The 23,147-nt window shown below is 63.0% G+C and carries 20 protein-coding genes; 13 read left to right on the top strand and 7 right to left on the bottom strand.

The window, feature by feature from the left end; all coding sequences use genetic code 11:
- Positions 1–6 precede the first annotated feature (6 nt).
- The 6 genes from ychF to AU175_RS18280 all read left to right on the top strand — a co-directional run bounded on the left by ychF (position 7) and on the right by AU175_RS18280 (position 9,074).
- Positions 7–1,092, top strand: a complete 1,086-nt coding sequence (ychF, locus tag AU175_RS18305) for a redox-regulated ATPase YchF (protein ID WP_066294453.1) — start codon at positions 7–9, stop codon at positions 1,090–1,092.
- Between the two features lie 147 nt (positions 1,093–1,239).
- The gene (locus tag AU175_RS18300; protein WP_066292988.1) at positions 1,240–3,006 is read left to right on the top strand and encodes an ABC transporter family substrate-binding protein; all 1,767 of its coding nucleotides are present in this window, start codon (positions 1,240–1,242) and stop codon (positions 3,004–3,006) included.
- Positions 3,007–3,672: 666 nt separating this feature from the next.
- Entirely contained in the window at positions 3,673–5,343 is a 1,671-nt protein-coding gene (locus AU175_RS18295) for a peptide ABC transporter substrate-binding protein (RefSeq protein ID WP_066292985.1), read from the top strand.
- Between the two features lie 134 nt (positions 5,344–5,477).
- Positions 5,478–6,407 (top strand): ABC transporter permease, encoded by a 930-nt coding sequence (locus AU175_RS18290; protein WP_066292981.1) that lies wholly within the window; start codon positions 5,478–5,480, stop codon positions 6,405–6,407.
- A complete protein-coding gene (locus AU175_RS18285) occupies positions 6,397–7,347 on the top strand; it encodes an ABC transporter permease (protein ID WP_066292979.1) in 951 nt (316 codons plus the stop codon). The genes AU175_RS18290 and AU175_RS18285 overlap by 11 nt, the downstream gene beginning before the upstream one ends.
- A 47-nt stretch (positions 7,348–7,394) precedes the next feature.
- Positions 7,395–9,074: a dipeptide ABC transporter ATP-binding protein gene (locus tag AU175_RS18280; RefSeq protein ID WP_066292977.1), complete on the top strand. Its 1,680-nt coding sequence runs from the start codon at positions 7,395–7,397 to the stop codon at positions 9,072–9,074.
- Between the two features lie 87 nt (positions 9,075–9,161).
- Here the strand turns inward: AU175_RS18280 and AU175_RS18275 are convergent, their stop codons facing one another.
- Positions 9,162–10,031 (bottom strand): SGNH/GDSL hydrolase family protein, encoded by an 870-nt coding sequence (locus AU175_RS18275; protein ID WP_231938650.1) that lies wholly within the window; start codon positions 10,029–10,031, stop codon positions 9,162–9,164.
- Between the two features lie 251 nt (positions 10,032–10,282).
- Here AU175_RS18275 and typA point away from each other — a divergent pair, with 251 nt between their 5' ends.
- Entirely contained in the window at positions 10,283–12,211 is a 1,929-nt protein-coding gene (gene typA, locus AU175_RS18270; protein WP_066292973.1) for a translational GTPase TypA, read from the top strand.
- A gap of 140 nt (positions 12,212–12,351) precedes the next feature.
- On the opposite strand, the gene AU175_RS18265 is transcribed toward typA, so the two are convergent.
- Positions 12,352–12,600 carry a putative acetyltransferase gene (locus AU175_RS18265; RefSeq protein WP_082979280.1) on the bottom strand — a complete coding sequence of 83 codons (249 nt, stop codon included), beginning with the start codon at positions 12,598–12,600 and terminating at the stop codon, positions 12,352–12,354.
- 134 nt (positions 12,601–12,734) lie between these two features.
- Between AU175_RS18265 and fdxA the strand changes: the two genes are divergently transcribed.
- From fdxA to AU175_RS18250, 3 genes are all read left to right on the top strand, one after another.
- Positions 12,735–13,061 carry a ferredoxin gene (gene fdxA / locus AU175_RS18260; RefSeq protein ID WP_009356972.1) on the top strand — a complete coding sequence of 109 codons (327 nt, stop codon included), beginning with the start codon at positions 12,735–12,737 and terminating at the stop codon, positions 13,059–13,061.
- A gap of 13 nt (positions 13,062–13,074) precedes the next feature.
- Positions 13,075–14,223 carry a succinyldiaminopimelate transaminase gene (gene dapC, locus AU175_RS18255; protein WP_066292965.1) on the top strand — a complete coding sequence of 383 codons (1,149 nt, stop codon included), beginning with the start codon at positions 13,075–13,077 and terminating at the stop codon, positions 14,221–14,223.
- Between the two features lie 228 nt (positions 14,224–14,451).
- Positions 14,452–15,735 carry a citrate synthase gene (locus AU175_RS18250; RefSeq protein WP_066292961.1) on the top strand — a complete coding sequence of 428 codons (1,284 nt, stop codon included), beginning with the start codon at positions 14,452–14,454 and terminating at the stop codon, positions 15,733–15,735.
- A gap of 239 nt (positions 15,736–15,974) precedes the next feature.
- Here the strand turns inward: AU175_RS18250 and galE are convergent, their stop codons facing one another.
- On the bottom strand, positions 15,975–16,988 hold the full coding sequence (galE, locus tag AU175_RS18245; RefSeq protein ID WP_066292959.1) for a UDP-glucose 4-epimerase GalE: 1,014 nt from the start codon (positions 16,986–16,988) through the stop codon (positions 15,975–15,977).
- A 126-nt stretch (positions 16,989–17,114) separates the two neighbouring features.
- On the opposite strand from galE, the gene AU175_RS18240 reads away from it, so the two are divergent.
- Positions 17,115–17,759, top strand: a complete 645-nt coding sequence (locus AU175_RS18240) for a TetR/AcrR family transcriptional regulator (RefSeq protein ID WP_066292957.1) — start codon at positions 17,115–17,117, stop codon at positions 17,757–17,759.
- A gap of 65 nt (positions 17,760–17,824) precedes the next feature.
- On the top strand, positions 17,825–18,436 hold the full coding sequence (locus AU175_RS18235) for a hypothetical protein (protein WP_066292955.1): 612 nt from the start codon (positions 17,825–17,827) through the stop codon (positions 18,434–18,436).
- Between the two features lie 37 nt (positions 18,437–18,473).
- Here AU175_RS18235 and AU175_RS18230 read toward each other — a convergent pair whose 3' ends face one another.
- Positions 18,474–19,331, bottom strand: coding sequence for a hypothetical protein (locus AU175_RS18230; protein WP_066292952.1), 858 nt, complete (start codon positions 19,329–19,331; stop codon positions 18,474–18,476).
- Between the two features lie 20 nt (positions 19,332–19,351).
- Positions 19,352–20,380, bottom strand: a complete 1,029-nt coding sequence (dapD, locus tag AU175_RS18225; RefSeq protein WP_066292946.1) for a 2,3,4,5-tetrahydropyridine-2,6-dicarboxylate N-succinyltransferase — start codon at positions 20,378–20,380, stop codon at positions 19,352–19,354.
- Between the two features lie 50 nt (positions 20,381–20,430).
- Here dapD and dapE point away from each other — a divergent pair, with 50 nt between their 5' ends.
- Complete coding sequence (gene dapE, locus AU175_RS18220; protein WP_066292944.1) at positions 20,431–21,567, top strand: succinyl-diaminopimelate desuccinylase; 1,137 nt, start codon at positions 20,431–20,433, stop codon at positions 21,565–21,567.
- A 78-nt stretch (positions 21,568–21,645) separates the two neighbouring features.
- On the opposite strand, the gene AU175_RS18215 is transcribed toward dapE, so the two are convergent.
- Positions 21,646–22,485, bottom strand: a complete 840-nt coding sequence (locus AU175_RS18215) for an amino acid ABC transporter permease (RefSeq protein ID WP_066292941.1) — start codon at positions 22,483–22,485, stop codon at positions 21,646–21,648.
- Positions 22,482–23,132: an amino acid ABC transporter permease gene (locus AU175_RS18210; protein ID WP_066292939.1), complete on the bottom strand. Its 651-nt coding sequence runs from the start codon at positions 23,130–23,132 to the stop codon at positions 22,482–22,484. The genes AU175_RS18215 and AU175_RS18210 overlap by 4 nt, the downstream gene beginning before the upstream one ends.
- Positions 23,133–23,147 lie beyond the last annotated feature (15 nt).

Here is a 23,147-nt window from a genome sequence, read left to right as displayed (position 1 = left end):
ATGCTCGTGGCTCTTACTATTGGCATCGTCGGACTGCCCAACGTCGGCAAATCAACTCTTTTCAACGCACTGACCCGCAACCAGGTGCTCGCAGCGAACTACCCGTTCGCCACGATCGAGCCGAATGTCGGCGTCGTGAACCTGCCGGATCCGCGGCTGAAGCAGCTCGCCGAGATCTTTGGCTCGCAGAGGCTCCTGCCTGCTCCGGTGTCCTTCGTGGACATCGCCGGAATCGTCAAGGGCGCGTCGGAGGGCGAAGGCCTGGGCAACAAGTTCCTTGCCAACATCCGTGAGGCCGAGGCCATTGCCCAGGTGGTCCGGGTGTTCGATGATCCTGACGTGATCCACGTTGACGGCAAGGTGGATCCCCGCTCGGACATGGAAACCATCAACACCGAGCTGATCCTGGCTGACCTGCAGACCATTGAAAATGCCATTCCCCGGATCGAAAAAGAAGTCAAGATCAAGAAGCGGGAAGCGGCTGAACTGGCGGCCATTAAGGCCGCGCAGGCGGTCCTGGAACGTGGCGACACGATCTTCGCGTCCATCAAGAGCGACAAGCTGGAAATGGAGCACCTCAAGGAGCTCAGCCTCCTGACGGCCAAGCCGTTCATCTACGTCTTCAACGCGGACGAAGGCATCCTGGGCAGCCCGGAAAAGCAGGAGGAGCTGCGGGCCATGGTGGCCCCCGCAGACGCCGTCTTCCTCGATGCCAAGCTCGAATCCGACCTCGTGGAACTGGACGAGGAAGAAGCCCGGGAAATGCTGGAAATGAACGGCCAGGACGAGTCCGGCCTGGACCAGTTGGCCCGCGTGGGCTTCCACACGCTGGGGCTGCAGACTTACCTGACCGCCGGACCCAAGGAAACACGCGCCTGGACCATCCACCAGGGCGATACCGCTCCGCAGGCGGCCGGCGTCATCCACACGGACTTCCAACGTGGCTTCATCAAAGCCGAAGTGGTTTCCTTCAAGGACCTGATCGAGGCCGGTTCCATGGCCGAGGCCAAGTCCCGCGGAAAGGTCCGCATTGAAGGCAAGGAATACGTGATGGCCGACGGCGACGTGGTGGAGTTCCGCTTCAACGTGTAGTACGGAGGGTGCCGGTATTACGGAACCGGGCAGCTTTTTGGTGCTGGCCCCGCACCATACGAAGTATCCTTACTGAAGGATATTGGACGTGATCCTGGGGAAGCCACGGGCCCCCTCGAGCAGAGGGAACACATAAGGAGAGACGGCATGCCTCTCAGGCGTCTGATCGGGCTCATCAGCAGTGCAGCGGCGGCGGCGGTGATTCTTGCCGGCTGTTCCGGCGGCGGGGGAGCCGTGCCCGTGGCAGTGGGCGAGGCAAAACGCGGTGGCAGCGCCACGGTGGCTGAAGTCAATGCACTCTCCTCCTTCAACCCGTTCAGCACGGACGGCAACACCGACATCAATTCCAAGCTCTGGCATGCCACCCACTCCGGTTTCTACTACATTGACGACTCCGCAACAGTGGTTCGGAATGAGAAATTCGGCCGGTATGAGAAGGTCTCCGACCAGCCGCTGAAGGTACGGTACACGGTCAATGAAGGCGTGAAATGGTCTGATGGTGAAGCCGTGGACGCCGGTGATCTTGTGCTGGCGTGGGCGGCGGGGTCAGGCTACTTCGACGACGCAGACCCCGCTGCCGGCACAGGAACCAAGTACTTCTCTGCAGCGTCGGACACCAGCGGCCTGGCAACCACGGCCTTTCCCGAAATCGGGGCGGACGGCCGTTCCATCACTTTGGAATACGGATCTCCCTACGCTGACTGGGAAGTGGCCTTCGACGTCGGTCTTCCGGCCCATGTTGTGGCTGCCAAAAGCGGACTGAACGACGAGGATGACCTCGTGGAACTGTTGCGGGATTCGCCCCGGGGTGACGCGAGGAAAGCGGCGCTGAACACAGGCCTGCAGGCGGTCAGCAACTTCTGGAACACCGGATTTGACGCCAAGACGCTGCCTGGTGATCCTGCGGTGTACCTCTCCAATGGTCCCTACATTGTGCGGGATATCGTGCCCGAGACTTCTGTGACGCTGGTGCGGAACAAGGACTATGTCTGGGGTCCGGAACCCTACCTGGACGATGTCACCATCCAGTTCACCGGTGCTGTGACGGCGGCTGTGGACGCACTCAAGAATGGCCGGGCGGACATCATCTCGCCCCAGCCCTCCGCAGGGTCCGAGGACCTGTTCAGCGGGCTCGAGGGTCAGGGAATCGCTGTGCAGCGCTATGGCCAGTCGGGATATGACCACCTCGACCTGAACTTTTCCGGTCCGTTCGCCGAGGACAACGTCCGTGAGGCGTTCCTCAAGACGGTCCCGCGGCAGGAGATCGTGGAAGAGATTGTCGGGGACCTGGTGTCAGACGCCAAACCGCTTGACTCCCACGTCTTCCTGCCATCCCACCCCAAGTACGCCGACACCGTGAAGGACAACGGGTCGTCGAAGTACGCGGAAACGGACATCGACGGGGCTGTGTCGCTTCTGGACGGGAAGACCCCTGCAGTCCGGATCCTGTACAACCGGGACAACCCCAACCGCGTGCAGGCCTTTGAGCTGATCCGCGACTCGGCGGCCCTCGCCGGATTCCGTGTCATCGACGCCGGGCAGGGCAGCGCCGATTGGGCAAGGACCCTCGGCAGCGGCACCTACGACGCGGCCATTCTCGGCTGGATCAGTACCGGGGTGGGCGTTGGCCGGGTCCCACAGATTTTCCGGACCGGTGCGGGGAGCAACTTCAACGGATATTCCGACGGCGACGCGGACAGGGTGATGGAACAGCTGTCCACCACCACGGACCTGGCCAAGCAGGCCGAGCTGATGGCTGAAATAGATAAACGGGTTTGGGAAAGCGACTATGGCCTGCCGCTGTATCAGACCGCCGGGACCACCGCTGTTGCCGGACGCATTACCGGCGTGAAGCCCAGCGGCGGCCCCCTGGGCGTGTGGTGGAACGTGTGGGAGTGGCGCCTGAAAGAGTAGGGCGCTGAATATTCGTCGGGAGGGGGCGCGCCTGCCGGACCTTCTGACGGGTGATTCAGGGCAGCGCGCTGCCCGCGGCGGCGGATCGCATGGAAGGTAGCTGCTGGCCCGGATGATCTCGACCGGCCCGGCCCCCGGTATGCGCACAGGACCCGGGGGGATCGCCGGGCCGAATTGTGCCGTTCACGAACGATGACCCGGCTGCGATCAGCAGGCCCGGGAAGCGGCGAGCCCCAGGGCTGCCGTGACCCTCCACCGACTCCTCAACCTCGAATGCGCCCAACGGACCGGCCGGTTGTCATCGCGTGAGAGCTGGCAATAACCGGCAAACGCCCGGAGTGACGGGAAGAGTCCTTCACAGCCACAACACTTGGATGAGCGCACCACTACGCGCAGCGCGCGCCTGTGCAGCGCTGTTTGCGGGGGTAGCCGGGCCGATTCGGCGCTGAGTCTACTTGCGAGTAACATGTGACCTGCACAACTCCTGCGCTTCCGTCAGCTAATGCCGATTAACTGGTTACGGTTTGGCAACGGAGTTCCAGTATTTGGACTAGTGCGGTTAGGCTACTCGTTTATGTAGCCTGCGTCACACTGCAAGACCGTGGCCAGGCTGCGGGGAAGCAAAAGATTTCCCCTCAACATCTCCCACAACTCATAGGAGGCGGAATGCGTTTCACGCGCACTTCCAAAGCACTGGGCATCGTGGCAATCGCCGCACTCGCCCTGACCGGCTGCGGCGCTGGAGGCGGCAGCAATGACGGCGCCGGCCAATCCGCCGGCGACCCCAATAAGGTCATCACCGCGTACAGCAATGAACCGCAGAACCCGCTGCTGCCAGCCAACACCAACGAGGTGTACGGCGGCCGCGTGGTCGAACTGCTGTTCGAAGGCCTGACCAGCTACGACCCCAGTGGTAAGTCTGTCAATGCGCTTGCTGAGTCCATCGAATCCCCTGACGGCCAGAACTACACCATCAAGGTCAAGACCGGCACCAAGTTCACCAACGGCGAGGAAGTCACCGCCAAGAGCTTTGTGGATGCCTGGAACTTCGCCGCTCTGAGCACCAACGCCCAGGCAAACAGCAGCTTCTTCCAGTCCATCGAGGGCTACGAGGCCGTCAGCGCCACCGCCAAGGAGGGTGATACCGAGGTCCCTGCCCCGACCTCAGAGACGCTTTCAGGCCTGGTCCTCAAAGACGATTCGACCATCGAGGTCAGGCTCGCACAGCCTGAGGCCGACTGGCCGCTGCGCCTTGGTTACGTCGCCTTTATGCCGCTTCCCTCAGCGGCGCTTGCTGACCCCAAGGCCTACGGCGAGAACCCCGTGGGCAACGGCCCCTACAAGATGGCCAAGGAAGGTGCCTGGCAGCATGACAGCCAGATCGAACTCGTCAAGAACGAGGACTACTCGGGCTCCCGCGAAGCCAAGAACGGTGGCGTGACCTTCAGGTTCTACACGGACCCGGCTCCCGCCTACACGGACATCCAGGCCAACAACCTGGACGTCACGGACGTCCTTCCGACGAACGCCCTGCAGACTTACACCACGGACTTCCCGGAGAACCACCTGAACAAGCCGTACGCCGGCAACGCAACCCTGAACATTCCGGGGTACCTGCCCGAGTTCCAGGGCGAGGCAGGCAAGCTGCGCCGTCAGGCCATTTCCAAGGCCATCAACCGCGACGAGATTACCAAGGTCATCTTCAGCGGCACGCGAATTCCCGCCAAGGACTTCACCTCCCCGGCAGTGGATGGCTACAACGAAAACGTTGAAGGCTCCGACGTCCTGAAGTTCGACGCCGCTAAAGCGAAAGAGCTCTGGGAGCAGGCCGATGCCATCAGCCCGTGGCCTGCAGGCAAGACCCTGCAGCTCGCTTACAACACTGATGGTGGAAACAAGGAATGGATCGACGCCGTCGCCAACAACCTCAAGAACAACCTTGGCATCCAGGCCGAGGGGCAGGCCTTCGCCAAGTTTGCCGAGCTCCTTGACCTGCGCAAGTCCAAGACCCTCCCAGGCTTCGCCCGGGCAGGGTGGCAGGCTGATTACCCGTCGCTGTACAACTTCCTTGGCCCGCTCCTGAGGACCGGTGCCAGCGCCAACTACGAGGGCTACTCGAACCCCGAGTTCGACAAGCTCCTCAATGAGGGCCTGGCCGCCAAGTCCACGGATGACGCCAACGCCAAGTTCACCGAGGCCCAGGAGATCTTGTTCCAGGACCTGCCTAACCTTCCGCTGTGGTACCAGGCACGCCAGGTCGTGTGGAGCCAGAACGTCACCAACGTGGACAGCGGCTGGAAGGGCGTCATCCTCTACCACAACATCACCGCCAAGTAAGTCCTCTGAACCCGTCCTACTCAAAAAGCCAGTGGGGGTCCGGCCATTGAGCTGGGCCCCCATGGCGTTGACACCGGCAGGAAGCTGTACCGAATGATTCCGTTACATCACCCATCCGCCGCGGAGGTACTGCTGTGATCCAGTACATACTCCGCCGCCTGCTGCAGGTCATCCCCGTTTTTCTGGGGACCACCCTGCTCGTCTACTTCATGGTGTTCGCCCTTCCCGGGGACCCCGTGCGGGCTCTCTTTGGAGAGCGCCCCCCAAGCGAGGCTGTGATTGTGGCCATCCGCCAGCAGTACAACCTCGACCAGCCGTTTTTTGTGCAGTATGGGCTGTTCCTGAAAAACATCTTCACGCTCAATCTGGGTGTGGATTTCACGGGACAGCCTATTTCTGCCAGCCTCGCACGCGTTTTCCCTGTTACGGCCATGCTTGCCGTCGAGGCCCTGGCCATTCAGGCAGTTTTCGGAATCGCCTTTGGTTTGGTCGCCGGGCTCCGCAAGGGCAAGCTCTTTGACTCCACCGTCCTCCTGGCCTCGCTGGTAGTCATCGCTGTTCCCGTGTTTGTGTTTGGCTTCGTTCTTCAGCTCGTCGTCGGTGTGCAGCTGGGCTGGGCCAAGCCGACTGTCGGGTCGGATGCGGAATGGAGCACCCTCGTGCTACCTGCCACGTCCCTGGCGCTCGGGTCATTTGCCTACGTCTTGCGCCTCACGCGGGCTTCCGTCATTGAAAACATGAATGCGGATTACGTCCGTACTGCCACAGCCAAGGGTTTGTCCCGGCCTCGCGTAGTGGTCACGCATATCCTGCGCAACTCGTTGATCCCCGTCGTGACCTATTTGGGGGCGAGCCTCGGCGGTCTGATGGGAGGTGCCATCGTGACCGAAGGTATCTTCAACGTCCCCGGTGTGGGCCAAAAGCTCTACCAGTCGATTCTTCGAAGCGAGGGACCCACCATCGTTGCCATCGTGAGTGTATTGGTACTCGTTTTTGTCATCGCCAACCTGTTGGTCGATTTGCTCTACGCCTGGCTTGACCCAAGGATTCGTTATGAAAAGTAACCGTCAAATGGAGCACTACGTGGCGCCGTTGGAGGACACCCCTCTGCTGGCAACGGACGCGCTCAAAGAGGACCAGGCTCCGCTGAGCCTTTGGCAAGACGCGTGGCGGCAATTGCGGAAACGTCCGTTGTTTATTGTGGCGGCACTCCTGATCACGCTGATTGTGATTGTCGCGTTGTTCCCCGGCCTGTTTACGCAGACGGCGCCTGACAATAACTGTCAGTTGGCTGACTCTCAAGGTGGACCGCGTGCCGGCCACCCGCTGGGGTTCACGTTCCAAGGCTGCGACGTTTATGCGCGTGTGATTTACGGCACGCGCGCGTCGGTGATGGTCGGTGTCTTTTCAGTCATCTGCGTTCTGATCATCGGAGTGACTTTGGGCGCACTGGCAGGCTTCTTTGGCGGGTGGGTTGATGTGATCATTGCGCGACTGGGTGATATCTTCTTCGCCTTGCCGATCGTTCTTGGTGCCCTGGTGGTCACGCAGCTGCCATTCTTCCGGGACAACAAGAGTGTCTGGACCGTCATTATCGTCATTCTCTTACTCGGGTGGCCGTCGATGGCTCGCATCACCCGGGCTGCAGTTATCGAAGTGCGGGGTGCTGACTTCATTACGGCCGCCCGGTCGTTGGGCGTATCAAACATTCAGACGCTCATCCGCCATGTGCTCCCCAATGCTTTGGCCCCGATCATTGTCTTGGCCACTATGGAGCTGGGTGTCTTCATTGTGCTCGAAGCGACACTGTCGTTCCTCGGCATTGGTCTGCCGGGCAGCATCATGTCCTGGGGTAACGACATCGCTGCGGCCCAACAACAAATACGCACCAACCCGTCGGTTCTGTTCTACCCGGCGGCGGCCCTGACGCTCACGGTCCTGAGCTTCATCATGCTTGGCGATGCCTTGCGAGATGCCCTTGACCCGAAGAGTCGCCAGCGATGAAGGAGGCACACGTGAGCGCTTTAGATGTTAGTTTCAATGAGGTTGGAATGCCGGCGGAGCGGCCCCTGCTGGAGATCAGAGACCTCGCCATAACGTTCAAGACCAGCGGAGGTGAGGTCCAGGCCGTCCGCAATTCCCACCTGACCATCATGCCGGGAGAAACTGTTGCCATCGTGGGCGAGTCGGGCTCCGGCAAGTCCACCACCGCCCTCGCTGCGATTGGCCTACTTCCCGGCAACGGCTGGATATCCGGCGGGCAGATCCTCCTTGACGGCGAGGACATCTCACACGCCTCCGAAAAAAGGATGATCGAGCTGCGGGGAAACACCATCGGCATGGTCCCGCAAGACCCAATGTCCAACCTGAACCCCGTGTGGAAGATCGGGTACCAGGTTAAGGAAACGCTGCGGGCAAACGGACGCCCCAGTGCGCCGGAAGATATCGCCAAAGTCCTTGCCGAAGCCGGACTGCCGGACGCGCACCGCCGTGCCAAGCAGTACCCGCACGAGTTCTCTGGTGGCATGCGCCAGCGTGCCCTGATCGCCATCGGCCTGTCCTGCCAGCCCAGGCTGCTGATCGCCGACGAGCCTACGTCGGCGCTGGACGTGACGGTCCAGCGGCAGATCCTGGACCACCTGGAGGGTATGACTTCCGAGCTGGGGACTGCAGTCCTCCTGATCACCCACGACCTCGGCCTTGCTGCGGAACGGGCGGACAAGGTGGTGGTGATGTATCGCGGACAGGTGGTGGAAGCAGGCCCGTCCCTTGAACTGCTCGAAAACCCACAGCATCCGTATACCCAGCGGCTGGTGGCCTCGGCGCCGTCGCTGGCATCCCGGCGTATCCAGGTCGCCAAGGATCTCGGCCTCAAAAGCGATGAGCTCCTGGCACCGACCGAGGCGCTTGTCGAGCCGAGTATGACGGAGAATGTCCTCCAGATCCAAGATCTGACCAAGGTCTTCAAGCTCAGGTCCGGTTTGGGGCGGTCCACGGATTTCACCGCGGTGGACAACGTCTCCTTCAGTGTCAAGCGCGGAACCACCACGGCAATCGTGGGAGAGTCTGGCTCCGGTAAGTCCACAGTTGCGCAGATGGTCCTGAACCTGCTGCCGCCCACCTCCGGAAAGATCATCTTCGACGGCGTGGATACGTCTACCCTCAACAGCAAGCAGATCTTTGCTTTCCGTCGCCGGGTACAGCCGATCTTCCAGGATCCCTACGGTTCCTTGGATCCGATGTACAACATTTACCGGACCATTGAGGAGCCGCTCCGGACCCATAAGGTGGGCAACAAGGTGAGCCGGGAGAAGAAGGTCCGCGAACTGCTGGACCAGGTGGCACTGCCGCAGTCCACCATGCAGCGGTATCCCAACGAACTCTCGGGCGGCCAGCGCCAGCGGGTAGCTATTGCGCGGGCACTAGCCTTGGACCCCGAAGTCATCATCTGCGATGAAGCCGTGTCCGCGCTGGACGTTCTGGTCCAGGCGCAGGTACTGAACCTGCTGGCCGACCTGCAGTCCAACCTGGGCCTCACGTACCTCTTTATTACCCATGACCTGGCCGTAGTGCGGCAGATCGCTGACCACGTCTGCGTTATGGAAAAGGGCAAGCTGGTGGAGACTGGTTCCACGGACGAAGTCTTCGATTCCCCACAGCAGGACTACACCAAGGCACTGCTCAACGCCATCCCCGGAGCCAAGCTGATGCTTCCGCCCGAGGTGGCCTGATGTCGGTTGCCCCATGACGGCAGCCCGGCCGTAGGAAGCTGATGGAGCCGGTGCCCGGTTGGGCGCCGGCTCCATCAGGGCTAAGGACTATTCGGGAACGGACACAATCTGTTTGGCGACTGCCAGGGTAGCGGCCCCCTCATCGGGGGGTGCCGTGATGCCGAGTTCGCGCAGCCGGCCTTCGAGAACTGTGCCCAGTGAGCGGTGGCCGGAGGCGTTCATGTGGACGGCGTCCATCAGGTTCTGGGTGAGGCCGTACCTGGTCAGCCAGTCGCCAACCCCCACGAACGGCATGCCGTGCCTGGCCGCCACGGTGCCCAGGAGGGCGTCCACCTCGCTGCGGCGGCCTCCGCCGTAGTCGACGCCGCGCCCGAGCGTGCCGATCAGGATCTTCCGGACCCCCGGATACCGCTTGTTGAGGGCCGCGATAAGGCGGTCCGCGTTGGCCACGATCTGGGTGTCCGTGGCGCCCTTGCCGGCGTCGTTGCCGCCGCCCTGGATGACGATCAGAGGCGGAGTCCCGTACGGCAGCTTCCAGTCGCCGCGCTGCAGGGCGTCAATGTAGTTCCCTGTCGCGCCGTTCGAGGCGACAAAGCCGGTACCGCCCAGCCCACAGAAGTGAACCTTATATCCGACCGCTGCCAGCCCAAGCCGGGGCCAACCAATCACGGGTTCGGACTGGGAATCGCCGATCAGCAGCGCTGTCCGGCTGATGTCGGGGATCACCACTTCATCCCTTCCACTGGCCGGATTCCGGTAAACGGTGCCGGCAACCAGTTGCGGCGGAGCATCGCCGCGGGCCACATACCGTTTGGATGCGGTTGCCTGCACTGTGGGCGTAGTTGCCGACGAAGGGGGCGGCTGCCCGCAACCGCACAGGAGGACGCCTGCGGCGACCCCGGATGCGACGAAGCGGGAGAGGGCCGAGGCTTTTCGCATCAGTGGTTCTCCGGACATGCTTGTAGTGTCACAGCAATAATGTGCCATCAAGTCAATAAAATCCAGTGACTTTAGTCACCAGATATTTGTGTCCGCGGGAAGTTCCTGGCGGCCCCTGCCTGCATCAATCTTTGGGTTTTTAGGCCAATAAATGGCTCAGCGGCTAGAATAGGGGAAGGTGCCCTGTGTGAAGGGACGAATCCGTCGTGCGTTCCAGTTGGAAATGTTGCGATACCTTACAGCTGACCCACTGAATCGAGCCATTACGCATGTCTGAAACCACCACCAACACCGCCGTAGCCACTGCATCGCGCAGTGACCTGCGCAACGTCGCGATCGTGGCCCACGTTGACCACGGCAAGACCACCCTGGTCGATGCCATGCTCAAGCAGACCAACTCCTTTGCCGAGCACAACCACCTCGAAGACCGCGTGATGGACTCAGGTGACCTGGAGCGCGAAAAAGGCATCACCATCCTGGCCAAGAACACCACGGTGGCCTACAACGGACCTTCCTCCAAGGGCGAGACCATCACCATCAATGTGATTGACACCCCGGGCCACGCCGACTTCGGTGGCGAGGTGGAGCGCGGACTGTCCATGGTGGACGGTGTCGTTCTGCTCGTTGACGCGTCCGAGGGCCCGCTGCCCCAGACCCGGTTCGTGCTGCGCAAGGCCCTGGCCGCGCACCTGCCCGTCATCCTGCTGGTCAATAAGACCGACCGTCCCGATGCCCGCATCGAGGAAGTCGTCCACGAGTCCATGGACCTGCTCCTGGGACTCGCCTCAGACCTCGCCGACGAAGTGCCGGACCTGGACCTGGACAAGATCCTCAACGTTCCCGTTGTCTACGCAGCCGCCAAGGTGGGCCGTGCCTCCCTCGAGCAGCCGGCTGACGGAACCGCTCCTGAGAACGAAGACCTGGAACCGCTGTTCCAGACCATCGTCGAGCACATTCCCGCCCCGACCTACAACCCGAACGGCGTCCTCCAGGCCCACGTCACCAACCTGGATGCCTCCCCGTTCCTGGGCCGCCTCGCGCTGCTGCGCATCTACAACGGCACCCTGCGCAAGGGCCAGACGGTCGCCTGGGCACGTGCCAACGGCGAACTCAAGAACGTCAAGATCACCGAGCTCCTGGCCACCAAGGCGCTGGACCGCGTCCCGGCCGAGTCCGCCGGACCGGGCGAAATTGTCGCCGTCGCCGGCATCGAGGAGATCACGATCGGTGAGACCCTGACCGATGCCGAGAACCCGCAGCCGCTGCCGCTGATCACCGTGGACGATCCCGCGATCTCCATGACCATCGGTATCAACACCTCGCCGCTGGCCGGCAAGGTCAAGGGCGCCAAGGTCACCGCCCGCCAGGTGAAGGACCGCCTGGACAAGGAACTGATCGGTAACGTCTCCATCAAGGTTCTGCCCACCGAGCGTCCCGACGCCTGGGAAGTCCAGGGCCGTGGCGAGCTGGCGCTGGCCATCCTCGTGGAGCAGATGCGCCGTGAAGGCTTCGAACTGACTGTGGGCAAGCCGCAGGTTGTTACCAGGACCATCGACGGCAAGATCCACGAGCCGATGGAGCACATGACCATCGACGTGCCCGAAGAATACCTCGGTGCCGTCACGCAGCTGATGGCCGCCCGCAAGGGCCGTATGACCAACATGGCCAACCACGGTACCGGCTGGTGCCGCATGGAGTTCATCGTCCCCGCCCGTGGCCTGATCGGCTTCCGCACCAAGTTCCTCACGGACACCCGCGGCGCCGGCATTGCAGCCTCCATCTCCGAGGGTTACGAGCCCTGGGCCGGTCCGATCGAGTACCGCACCAACGGTTCCATGATCGCGGACCGCGCGGGTGTTGTGACGCCGTTCGCCATGATCAACCTGCAGGAGCGCGGTTCCTTCTTCGTGAAGCCCACCTCGGAGGTTTACGAAGGCATGATCGTCGGCGAAAACTCCCGCGCAGATGACATGGACGTGAACATCACCAAGGAGAAGAAGCTCACCAACATGCGTGCAGCTTCCTCCGACACCTTCGAGAACCTGACGCCGCCGCGCGACCTCACCCTCGAAGAGTCCCTTGAATTCGCCCGCGAGGATGAGTGCGTCGAGGTGACCCCGGAGTCCATCCGCATCCGCAAGGTCATCCTGGACACTAACGAGCGCGCCAAGGCCAACCGCGCCCGCGCGAAGGTCTAGAGAGTTTTTGTCCAGATAAAGGGACTTTATGGCGGTTCAACCCGCTAGATCTGGACAAAAACTCCAAGAAGCTGCCGGTACGGCAGGCGGGATCCCCGCCGTCGTGCCGGCAGTTTCGTTTTCCGGTGTTTGGAGAGGTTTCAGTCCCGGCCGCGCGCTGGGCGGGGCCGCGGGGCCGGGGGCACTTCCTTGGCAGCCACAACGAGCTCCAGGGGGATCACGACGTCGGCCTGCCGCGTCCTCACGGTGCAGCCGTCGTCGTCAGTGCCCACGAGGTAACCCAGTGCGTCCGTGAGGCCCCCGCCGTCGATCCGGTAGCGGACCACCACCCTTGTCCCGGGTGCGGCGGCAGCCAGAAACTCTCGGGGCGTAGGCTGGGCGGGTCTCACCAGTTCATACTAGGTGGCTGGCTAGGTTCGCAGGAACGCGCTGGGAGATAATAGGCTCAGAAGTCAACAGTCCGGACCCAGCGCCGGATGCAACTGCCGGCGGTCGCCGGAAACAACGTGGAGAGGCAAGGGACGTGACGTACGTAATCGCGCAGCCGTGTGTAGATGTCAAGGACAAGGCATGCATTGAGGAGTGCCCGGTCGACTGCATCTATGAGGGCGAGCGTTCGCTGTACATCCATCCGGATGAGTGCGTCGACTGTGGTGCCTGCGAACCGGTATGCCCGGTGGAGGCCATCTATTACGAGGATGACACCCCCGATGAATGGGCAGACTACTACAAGGCCAACGTGGAGTTCTTCGACGACCTCGGCTCGCCCGGTGGTGCCGCAAAGATCGGCAACACGGGCAAGGACCACCCGATGATCGCCGCCCTGCCGCCGCAGAACCAAGACCACTGAACCGGAGGCCCCGGTGACAGCAGCGGTGAACAGTTTTGGCCTGAGCCTTCCCGACTACCCGTGGGAGGCCATGGCGCCGTACCTGGCCAGAGCTTCTGAGCACCCCGGCGGGGCGGTCAACCTCTCCATCGGAACTCCCGTTGACCCGACGCCCAGGCTGATCCAGGAGGCGCTCAAGGCCGCTGCAGACGCTGCCGGGTACCCGACCGTGCATGGCACCCTCCCGCTGCGGGAAGCCGTCGCGGCATGGTTTGACCGCCGCCGAGGCGTTCCGGGCCTGGATCCCAAGAACATTATGCCCACTGTGGGTTCCAAGGAACTCGTGGCGTGGCTGCCGCTGTTGCTCGGACTCCAGCCGGGCGACGTCGTCGTCCGTCCCAAGGTGGCCTATCCCACCTACGACATCGGTGCCACGCTCGCAGGCGCCACAGCGGTTGCCACGGACAACCTTGACGAACTCGATGATGTCACCCGCTCCAGGGTGCGGCTGATCTGGGTGAACTCTCCGGGCAACCCCACCGGGGCCGTGAGGACCGCTGATTCGCTGAAGGCGCTCGTGGCGCAGGCCCGGGAACTGGGTGCCGTCGTCGCATCTGACGAGTGCTACGCGGAGCTCGGCTGGGGCGCTTGGGACGTCCAGCGCGGTGGCGAACCGGTGCCCAGCATCCTGGATCCACGCGTTGCCGGCGGGTCCCACGAAGGCCTCCTTGCGGTGTACTCGCTGAGCAAGCAGTCCAATGTGGCCGGCTACCGGGCAGCCTTTGTGGCTGGCGATCCGGACATCATGGCCAACCTGGTCAACAGCCGCAAACACGCCGGGATGATCGTTCCCTACCCGGTCCAGGAAGCCATGCGCGTGGCACTCGGGGACGACACCCATGTCCTGGCCCAGAAGGACTTGTACCGCGGACGTCGGGAACGGCTCGTGCCGGCCCTGCAACAGTTCGGCCTGGAAATCAAGGAATCCGAAGCCGGACTGTACCTGTGGTCCACTGCCGGCGAGAGCACCTGGGAAACCGTGGGCCGCCTTGCGGACCGTGGCATCGTGGTGGGGCCGGGCGTCTTTTACGGGGACGCAGGCAACGGGTTTGTGCGCGTTGCACTTACGGGCAGCGATGAACGGATCGACGCGGCGGTGTCGCGGCTCGCCGCAGCGCCGTAACAATCATGTGACTCGCACCACAAGATGGGCATTTTAGGGCATTTCCGCACATCGCCGATTAGTGACACCCGCCAAGGGGCGGTACTTTTTAAGTGACTATCAATGGTGGCTTTCTACAAGAAGGCAGCCCGGGTGTTGGAATCCTGACGTAACAGGGACAGTGCGCGGCTCACCGGATGTTGGATCAAGCTTTCGACAGAGGCCCAGACGCCTCATGAAGGGGACTCCATGACTGAGACCAACAGCGCAACCCTGCTCCACGCAGGGGGCGAGCTAAAGCTCCCGCGCATCCAGGTTATTGAAGGAAACGAAGGATACGACGTTTCCAAACTGCTGAAGCAGACGGGCGCAGTCACCTTTGACCCCGGCTTCATGAACACCGCGGCAACCACCTCGGCGATCACGTACATCGACGGCGATGCGGGCATCCTGCGTTACCGCGGATACCCCATCGAGCAGCTGGCGCAGCACTCCAGCTTCCTCGAGGTTTCCTACCTGCTGATCTACGGCAACCTGCCCAGCGCCACGGAACTGGAAGAGTTTGACCAGAAGATCCGGCGCCACACCCTGCTGCACGAAGAGCTCAAGGGCTTCTTCAGCGGTTTCCCACGCGACGCGCATCCGATGCCTGTCCTGTCATCGGCCGTGTCGGCGCTGTCCACGTTCTACCAGGACTCCCTGGACCCGTTCAACGCCGAGCAGGTGGAAGTGTCCACCATCCGCCTCATGGCCAAGATGCCGGTCATCGCCGCCTACGCGCACAAGAAGTCCATCGGGCAGCCCATGCTCTACCCGGACAACTCCATGAACCTGGTGGAGAACTTCATGCGCCTGAGCTTCGGCCTTCCCGCCGAACAGTACGAGGTGGACCCGGTCATCGCCAAGGCGCTGGATCTCCTGCTGATCCTGCACGCTGACCACGAACAGAACTGTTCCACCTCAACGGTGCGCCTGGTCGGTTCCTCCAATGCCAACCTCTTCGCCTCAGTATCCGCGGGCATCAACGCCCTCTTCGGCCCGGCCCACGGCGGCGCCAACGAAGCTGTGCTCAAGATGCTCCGCCAGATCCAGGCCGACGGCACCAAGCCCGAGGACTACATGGAGAAGGTCAAGAACAAGGAAGACGGCGTCCGCCTTATGGGCTTCGGACACCGCGTTTACAAGAACTACGATCCGCGCGCCAAGATCGTGAAGGCAACGGCCCACGAGATCCTCAGCAAGCTCGGCGGCAACGACGAACTGCTGGACATCGCCATGCGCCTGGAAGAGAAGGCGCTGAATGATGACTACTTCATCCAGCGCAAGCTCTACCCGAATGTGGATTTCTACACCGGCCTCATCTACAAGGCCATGGGCTTCCCGGAGAAGATGTTCACCGTGCTCTTCGCGATCGGCCGCCTCCCGGGCTGGATCGCGCAGTGGCGTGAAATGATCAGCGACCCCAATACCAAGATCGGCCGCCCGCGCCAGCTGTACATCGGCGAGCCCGAGCGCAACTACCCGGCACGCTAGATCCCCACCGGCTCCCAAACCTCGCAGGGCCACTCCGGCTCCCGACCCTCGCAAGCTCGGGGCGGGTCCCTCGCCAGAGCGGATCCACGGTTCGGGTCCCTCGCCGGTGTGGGCCCTGGTAATGAACGACGGCGGCCGCCCCCCTCGCAAGGTGGGCGGCCGCTGCTTTTAAGTCCATCGATTGCTCCGCAAACGCCCTTATGAACCTCCTAAAGGGCGGTTACGGAGCAGTCGAGGGGTCAGGACGCGTAGCCCTGGGGGTTGTTTTTTTGCCAGCGCCAGTGGTCCTCACACATCTGGTCCACCGTTTTGGTGGTGGACCAGCTGAGGTCGGCCAGGGCTGAGGTGGCGTCGGCCCAGAACGCGGGGAGGTCGCCGGCGCGGCGGGCGGTGATTTCGTAGGGGATGGGCTTGCCGACGGCTTTTTCGAACGAGCGCAGGACCTCCAGGACGGAGGATCCCTTGCCGGAGCCGAGATTCCAGCGGAAGACTCCCGTGCGGTCCGCGACGTGGTTCAGGGCCGCGACGTGGCCTTCGGCGAGGTCGACGACGTGGATGTAGTCGCGCAGGCAGGTGCCGTCGGGGGTGTCATAGTCACCGCCGAAGACCATGAGTTTTTCGCGGCGGCCCACGGCGACCTGGGCGATGAACGGGACGAGGTTGTTGGGGATGCCCTGAGGGTCCTCGCCGATGCGGCCGGAGGGGTGCGCGCCGACCGGGTTGAAGTAGCGCAGCAGGGCGATGTGCCAGCGGGGATCGGCGTCTCCGAGGTCGGAGAGGATGTCCTCGATCTGCTCCTTGGTGCGGCCGTAGGGGTTGTTGGCGCCGATTTCCATCTTCTCGACATAGGGGATGGGGTTGTGCTCGCCGTACACGGTGGCGGAGGAGCTGAAGACGAGGGAACGGACGTTATGCCGGTCCATCACGCGGATGAGGTTCAGGGTGCCGACAAGGTTGTTGTAGTAGTACTTCAGCGGTTCCTGCACGGATTCGCCGACGGCCTTGAGCCCGGCGAAGTGGATGACGGCGTCGATCCCGCCGGCTGCGAAGACCTTTTCGACGGCGGCCTCGTCCACCAGGTCCACGTTGTGGAATTCGGCGGTCTTCCCGCTGAGCTGGGCGACCCGGCGCAGGGATTCCTCGCTGGAGTTGACCAGGTTGTCGATCACCACCACGTCATGGCCGGCTTCCTGCAGGGACAAAACAGTGTGGGAGCCGATGTACCCGGTGCCACCCGTGACCAAAATTTTCATGCCTCAAAACTATCCCACTTAGTGTCCAGGATGCCCGGCCCTCCCGGATGCCGGGCATGGCAGGCCCGGACCCGGAAACACCGTGGCCTGGCAGCTTTTCCAGCACAGGTGTGTTAAAAAGTAGGAGTGCCAAAAATCGTAGATGCCGAAGCCCGGCGCGGGGAAGTTGTCGACGCCGTCTTCCGGATCATTGCGGCAGACGGCCTCGAGCGGGCCTCACTCCGTGAAGTAGCCGACGAGGCAGGGCTTGCAGTCGGGTCCGTCAGGCACTACTTCGCAAGCAGCGAGGAGCTCCTGACCTACTCTTTCGCCACCGTGGTTGACAGGATTACGCTCCGCCTGGCCGATGCGCTGGCAGAGTTGAAACTGCTCACCCCCGGCACAGCGGGACACCACGAGGCTGTTTTAACACTGTTGGGTGAACTGTTGCCACTGGATGAACAACGGGCGGTGGACGCGTGCGTGTGGATGGCCTTCAAGAACGCTGCCCGCATCAGGCCCTTCCTCGCTGTTGAGGCTGACCGTAGCCACCGCGGCGTGGCCGCCGTCGTCGGCCAGCTGGTCACGGAGCTCGTGCCGGACGACGGCAGCGGGCAGCACTCACTGGTCATCGAAGCCGAGAGGCTCCTGGCCACCATCGACGGCCTGTGCATGCACGCGCTGCTGCAGCCTGAGTGGATGACCGCCCAGATGTGCCGTGACGTCCTGGAGCGCCAAATCGTCGGCATGTCCGCTGGTCAGTCCGTTAACGTCCGGCAGCTTCGGGAATAGACTGGGAGCCGGGGAAGCAGAACCGGAAACAAGCCGGTACTGCGCACGCCACGGAAGGATGAGGGATGCATCGCACAGGCGGTTCCGGCTGGCAGATCACCATGGACACGTCGGGGCCGATGATGATTGCCCTGTATGTGCGTGATGCCGCCGGACTGGACGGTGCCGGCCGTCCGGCGCTCTCCCATGCCGCTCCGAAAATCCGCCATGCCGACCACTCGCATCTCACTGCCGAAGTAGGCGGCCTCAGCGCCCTCAAAACGGAGTGGGAAGCCTGGTGGGACCAGCTGCTCAAGTCCTACCCCCAGATGTCGCCGGACCTGACGCCGCCCACGTTTGAGGCCTTCGGAAACTCGCCTGCATTGCAGCGGGTCCTGCAGGCGCACTTTGGGGCGGCCCTGACGTGGGCGCGGGAGCGCCGTAGTGAGTACGCCGAGCTGGAGGCAGAGAGGGTCGCCAGCGGTTCCGACCAGTTGCTCGACGACATGGTTGATGACCGCCTTATGGAGGTGGGCCGTGGTTCCCGGGACTTCAACCTGACCATCATCGAACTGCCCCTGAACGAGCAACGGGCGTGGTACCTCGAACCGGACAAGATCATCATGAGCCATGAGCTGATGTCCCAGCCCGAGCTTTTTCGCAGCTATGTCCAGCCAGTGGTGGAGATGCTCGTCTGAGCGCGTCCTGCAAATGAAGCAGCCCTGCCGCCGGGGGTCAGCTGTCGGAAGTCGCCGGCGATACGGTTATCCGGACCTGGCTGCCGGTCGTATCTGAAACCTGCCATCCTTTCCCTCCTGCCCGGTTCCAGCTTCGTCCCGCTACGTCCACGTTGGTCACCGCAAGGCCCTTGGCATTCGCGACGGCCCACTGTGCCAGGGACCACGCCTGTGCACCGTTCGCTTCGATGGTCAGCGTCTGACCGTCGGCCGTCGCAGCCAGCGGGCCGTAGGCCTGGGACAGTTCGGCTGCAACCTGGGCGGTATCGCCTGGACCGTCAGGTGAGCGTAGCGTGCAGTGCACCGCTCCAGGGGACTGGCCTGTCAAACCGGACGCGAAGAACCGGCCCATGTCCTCGTGCTGGGCGTACGCGTCGGGGTAGGCGGAGCGCTGCACGCGCTGGGCCGCATCGGTGATTTCCATCGATTGATAGTCAGGGATTTTGACCAGCGCGTTGTAAAAGGCGTTGGCAGCGTAGTACGGATCCATGACCTGCGCCTCGGTGCCCCACCCCTGTGAGGGCCTCTGCTGGAACAAACCCCGCGAATCCGGTCCGGCCTGGTCGCCGTGGTCGATATTGCGCAGCTTGGATTCCTGCATGGCAGTGGCAAGGGCGATGCTCGCCGCCCGCGGCGGCAGCCCCCGCTGGACAGCCACAGCCGTAATCAGGGAGGCGTTGACCGCCTGGTCCGTTGCCAGCTCCGCCGTCTGGGAGTCAATCACGGCGGTGCAGCGCTCCGAGACGAAGGTCTCGGAGCGCTGCAGAAACGAAACCGCCGTATAAATGCCGCCTCCTACGAGCGCCAGGGTGAGGAGCAACACCACGGGTCGCCGGAGGCCACGTCCACTTGCCACTGCTGAATGAGCTGGGCGGATCAGTTGGCGTGCAGGGCGTGGTTGAGTTCCACGGTCTGGCCCTTGCGCGGAAGGACCTCCACGGCGCCGGTGGTGGAGTTGCGCCGGAACAGGAGGTTCGGAACACCGGAAAGCTCCACGGCCTTTACTACCTTGGTGGTGTCCTCGCCGTCGGCGTCCTTCGGGCCGATCACGCGAACGCGGGTGCCGGCGGTCACGTAGAGTCCGGCCTCCACCACCGAGTCATCACCAATGCTGATCCCGACGCCGGAGTTGGCGCCCAGCAGGACCCGCTCGCCGATGGCAATCTTTTCCTTTCCGCCTCCGGAGAGTGTGCCCATGATGGACGCGCCGCCACCGACGTCGCTGCCGTCTCCGGTCACTACTCCGGCGGAGATTCGGCCTTCCACCATGGAGGTCCCCAAAGTGCCGGCGTTGAAGTTCACGAAGCCCTCGTGCATCACAGTGGTGCCCTCGGCGAGGTGGGCACCGAGGCGGACGCGGTCGGCGTCGGCGATCCGAACGCCGGCGGGTACCACGTAGTCCACCATGCGAGGGAACTTGTCGACGCCGTACACAGTGACAGCACCGCGGCGGCGAAGCCTGGCACGTGTCAACTCGAAGCCTTCCACGGCGGCGGGGCCAAAGTTGGTCCAGACGACGTTGGGAAGTTTGCCGAAGACGCCATCGAGGTTGATGGTGTTCGGCCGCACCAGGCGGTGCGACAGCAGGTGCAGCCGCAGGTACGCGTCCGCAGTGTCTGCCGGCGCCTCATCCAGGTCGATCTGGACGAATACCACTTTCTGCTCGGTTCCGCGGTCCTTGTCGGCACCGTTTTCCGCGATCTCGGCCAGGGCCGGGTCCGCGCTATCAACGGCCCGCAGGTTTTCGGCGGCAACGCCAAGGGCGGGTGCCGGGAACCAGACATCCAGGACAGTGGCCTCGCCGTTCACGGTGGCGATGGTGGCAAGCCCGAAGCCGTAGGCGGAACGGGCGTCAGCGGTTTCGTTCTGGTTTTCGGGCACGGCAGAAGTAGCGGTCTCAGTCATGGGCCCAGTCTATCGAGAGCCGGGCCCCGGGTTCGAACTAGACTGGCATCGTGACTGCCGAAACCGAACCTGTTGCTTCCATCCTGCCGCTCGACGTCCGCCAGGATGTTGCCCTCCTGACTGCCGCCATCATGGACTTCAACAGCGTGTCCGGAAATGAGACGGACCTTGCCAACGCCATCGAGGCCGCCCTCAGCGCCATTCCGGCACTGCACATCGTGCGCGACGGCGATGCCCTGATCGCCCGGACAGAACTGGGACGGCCGGAGCGCGTCATCCTGGCAGGGCATCTTGATACGGTCCCGCTGCCGGTCACCGAGGGCGCACGGGGCACCGTCCCCTCGAGCTGGGAGTCAGGGATCCCGGGCGAAGGCGTCCTGTACGGACGCGGAGCCACGGACATGAAGGGCGGTGTTGCGGTCCAGCTGGCGCTGGCAGCCACCATGTTCGACGGCGGGGCGGAACCGAAGCGCGACGTCACCTTCGTCTTTTACGACCACGAGGAAGTGGAAGAGTTCAAGAGTGGGCTGGGCCGCCTGGTCCGCAATTACGGCGGGCTCCTGGAGGGAGATTTCGCCATCCTCCTGGAGCCTACCAACGGGACCGTGGAGGGCGGCTGCAACGGAACAAGCCGCTTCGAGGCCACCACCGTGGGGGAGGCAGCGCACTCCGCCCGCGCCTGGATGGGCAGCAACGCCATCCATGCCGCGGCCCCGATCCTCGCCCGCCTGGCCGCCTACGAACCGCAGACCATCAATGTAGACGGACTCGACTACCGCGAGAGCCTCAACGCGGTGAAGATCCACGGCGGCACAGCGGGCAATGTCATCCCCGACCGCTGCGTGGTGGAAATCAACTACCGCTTCGCCCCCGACAAGTCACCCGACCAGGCGGAGGCGCATGTCCGGGAACTGCTGCAAGGGTTCGACGTCGTCCGGACGGACGCTGCTGCAGGCGCACGCCCGGGCCTGAATCACCCCGCTGCCGCGTCCTTCGTGGCCGCCGTCGGAGCTGAACCGAAACCCAAATACGGCTGGACCGACGTCGCTCGTTTCAGTGAACTCGGCATCCCTGCAGTGAACTTCGGCCCTGGCGACCCGTTGCTGGCGCACAAGGACAACGAACACGTGGACGCCGACGCCATCCGCGAATGCCTGCGTGTTTTGCGGAAGTGGCTTTCGGCCTAGGCTGCGGACGTTGAACGCAGGAAGGGCCGGATCCTTGATGAATCCGGCCCTTCCCGCCTTGGTTGCTAAGGAACGCTGCTAAGGCACGGCGGCTTCGATGGGCTCCGGCTCAGCCTTTGCGACCCCGCCGGCGGCCTTTTTGGTGCCACGCCGTTCGATCCACACGGCGATACGTGAGACACAGATGTTGATCGCGATGTAGATGGCTGCAGCCACAAAGAAAATGGGGAACAGGAATGCTGGTCCCAGGAAGTCCGCCATGACCTGCACCGCGCGCAGCAACTCACCGTACGCCACGATGTAACCCAGCGAGGTGTCCTTCAGGAGCACCACGAGCTGGGCCACCAAAGAGGGCATCATGCGGCGGACGGCCTGGGGAAGTTCGATGATCATGCGTGACTGGAAGCTCGTCAGGCCAACCGTGAGGCCGGCTTCGCGCTGGCCCTTGGGCAGGGACTGGATGCCGGCACGGATGATCTCTGAGAAGACGGCCGCGTTGTACAGAACAAGGCCGGCCACGACAGCGATGAAGGCGTTGGTGCCAAAGACCAGCAAAACGAAAAACATCATCAGGACAACGGGCATGCCGCGGAGGAACTCCAGCACCACACGTATGGGAATCCGGATGACGGCAAGGTCCGAGATCCGCAAGAGGCAAAGCATCAGCCCCAGCGGGAAGGCAATGACCGCTGCCAAGGCGGCTGCGCTGAGCGTGGCGCCGATACCATTACCGAGGAGCGACCAGACATCGGCCCGGGTGAAAATGGCCCAGCGGCGGCCTTCGAAGATCCCTTGCTGTGCAAGGGTCATAATGATCCACGCGAGCAACCCCAGGATCAGCAGTGAGCCCACCACTGACCCGATGAGGGAAACTCTGCGTGCCTTGGGCCCCGGGACGTCGTAGAGAACTGAGCTCATCGGGAAATCGCCACCTTTCGTTCGACTGTGCTGGCCAGAATGCCGAGCGGAACGGTGAGCAGGAGGTAGAAGAAGGCAACGCCGAGCAGCACGGCCAGGACCTGGTCACCGTAGGCGTTGGCAAGCTGCCTGCCGTAGCCGAAGAGTTCAAGCACAAAGAAGGCGCCCGCGACGGACGAGTTCTTCACGAGCGCTATCAGGATGTTGATCAGTGGAGGAATAACAGTGCGGAGGGCCTGCGGCAGGATGATGAGGGACAGCACCTGGCTGAACTTCATTCCTATGCTGCGGGCGGCCTCGGCCTGCCCTACGGGAACGCTGTTGACACCGGAGCGGACAGCTTCAGCGATGAAGGCTGCGGTGTAAGCGCTCAGTGCGATGATCGCCGCCACTTCGAACTGGTCGAAGGTCACTCCCAGGCGGGGCAGCACAATCGCGGCAAAGAAGAAAGCAATGGTAAGGGGGGTGTTCCGGAGGACTTCGACATAGGTCATGCTGAAGCCGCGCAGGGCTGCGACAGGAGAAACCCTGGCTGCGGCCAGCAACGTCCCCAACACGAGGGCGATCACTCCGGACACAGTAGACAGGAACAGGGTCCGGAGCAGACCCTCCCAGTACAGTGGCAGGTTTTCGAGAATAGCGTCCATGGGATCCTTCGGCGG

Source organism: Arthrobacter sp. B6, from assembly GCF_001663775.1.
Lineage (GTDB): Bacteria > Actinomycetota > Actinomycetes > Actinomycetales > Micrococcaceae > Arthrobacter.
The sequence above is the reverse complement of the archived record's forward strand: the minus strand, read 5'-3'. Positions and strand labels throughout refer to the sequence as shown.

What these genes read in the sequence shown, in the direction of transcription:
- AU175_RS18280 (WP_066292977.1), top strand. Translation starts at nt 7,395, where the DNA reads ATGCCGGCGGAGCGGCCCCTGCTGGAGATCAGAGACCTCGCCATAACG.
- AU175_RS18235 (WP_066292955.1), top strand. Translation starts at nt 17,825, where the DNA reads ATGCATCGCACAGGCGGTTCCGGCTGGCAGATCACCATGGACACGTCG.
- AU175_RS18295 (WP_066292985.1), top strand. Translation starts at nt 3,673, where the DNA reads ATGCGTTTCACGCGCACTTCCAAAGCACTGGGCATCGTGGCAATCGCC.
- AU175_RS18300 (WP_066292988.1), top strand. Translation starts at nt 1,240, where the DNA reads ATGCCTCTCAGGCGTCTGATCGGGCTCATCAGCAGTGCAGCGGCGGCG.
- AU175_RS18285 (WP_066292979.1), top strand. Translation starts at nt 6,397, where the DNA reads ATGAAAAGTAACCGTCAAATGGAGCACTACGTGGCGCCGTTGGAGGAC.
- dapD (WP_066292946.1), bottom strand. Translation starts at nt 20,380, where the DNA reads ATGACTGAGACCGCTACTTCTGCCGTGCCCGAAAACCAGAACGAAACC.
- galE (WP_066292959.1), bottom strand. Translation starts at nt 16,988, where the DNA reads ATGAAAATTTTGGTCACGGGTGGCACCGGGTACATCGGCTCCCACACT.
- AU175_RS18215 (WP_066292941.1), bottom strand. Translation starts at nt 22,485, where the DNA reads ATGAGCTCAGTTCTCTACGACGTCCCGGGGCCCAAGGCACGCAGAGTT.
- AU175_RS18250 (WP_066292961.1), top strand. Translation starts at nt 14,452, where the DNA reads ATGACTGAGACCAACAGCGCAACCCTGCTCCACGCAGGGGGCGAGCTA.
- AU175_RS18210 (WP_066292939.1), bottom strand. Translation starts at nt 23,132, where the DNA reads ATGGACGCTATTCTCGAAAACCTGCCACTGTACTGGGAGGGTCTGCTC.
- AU175_RS18275 (WP_231938650.1), bottom strand. Translation starts at nt 10,031, where the DNA reads ATGTCCGGAGAACCACTGATGCGAAAAGCCTCGGCCCTCTCCCGCTTC.
- typA (WP_066292973.1), top strand. Translation starts at nt 10,283, where the DNA reads ATGTCTGAAACCACCACCAACACCGCCGTAGCCACTGCATCGCGCAGT.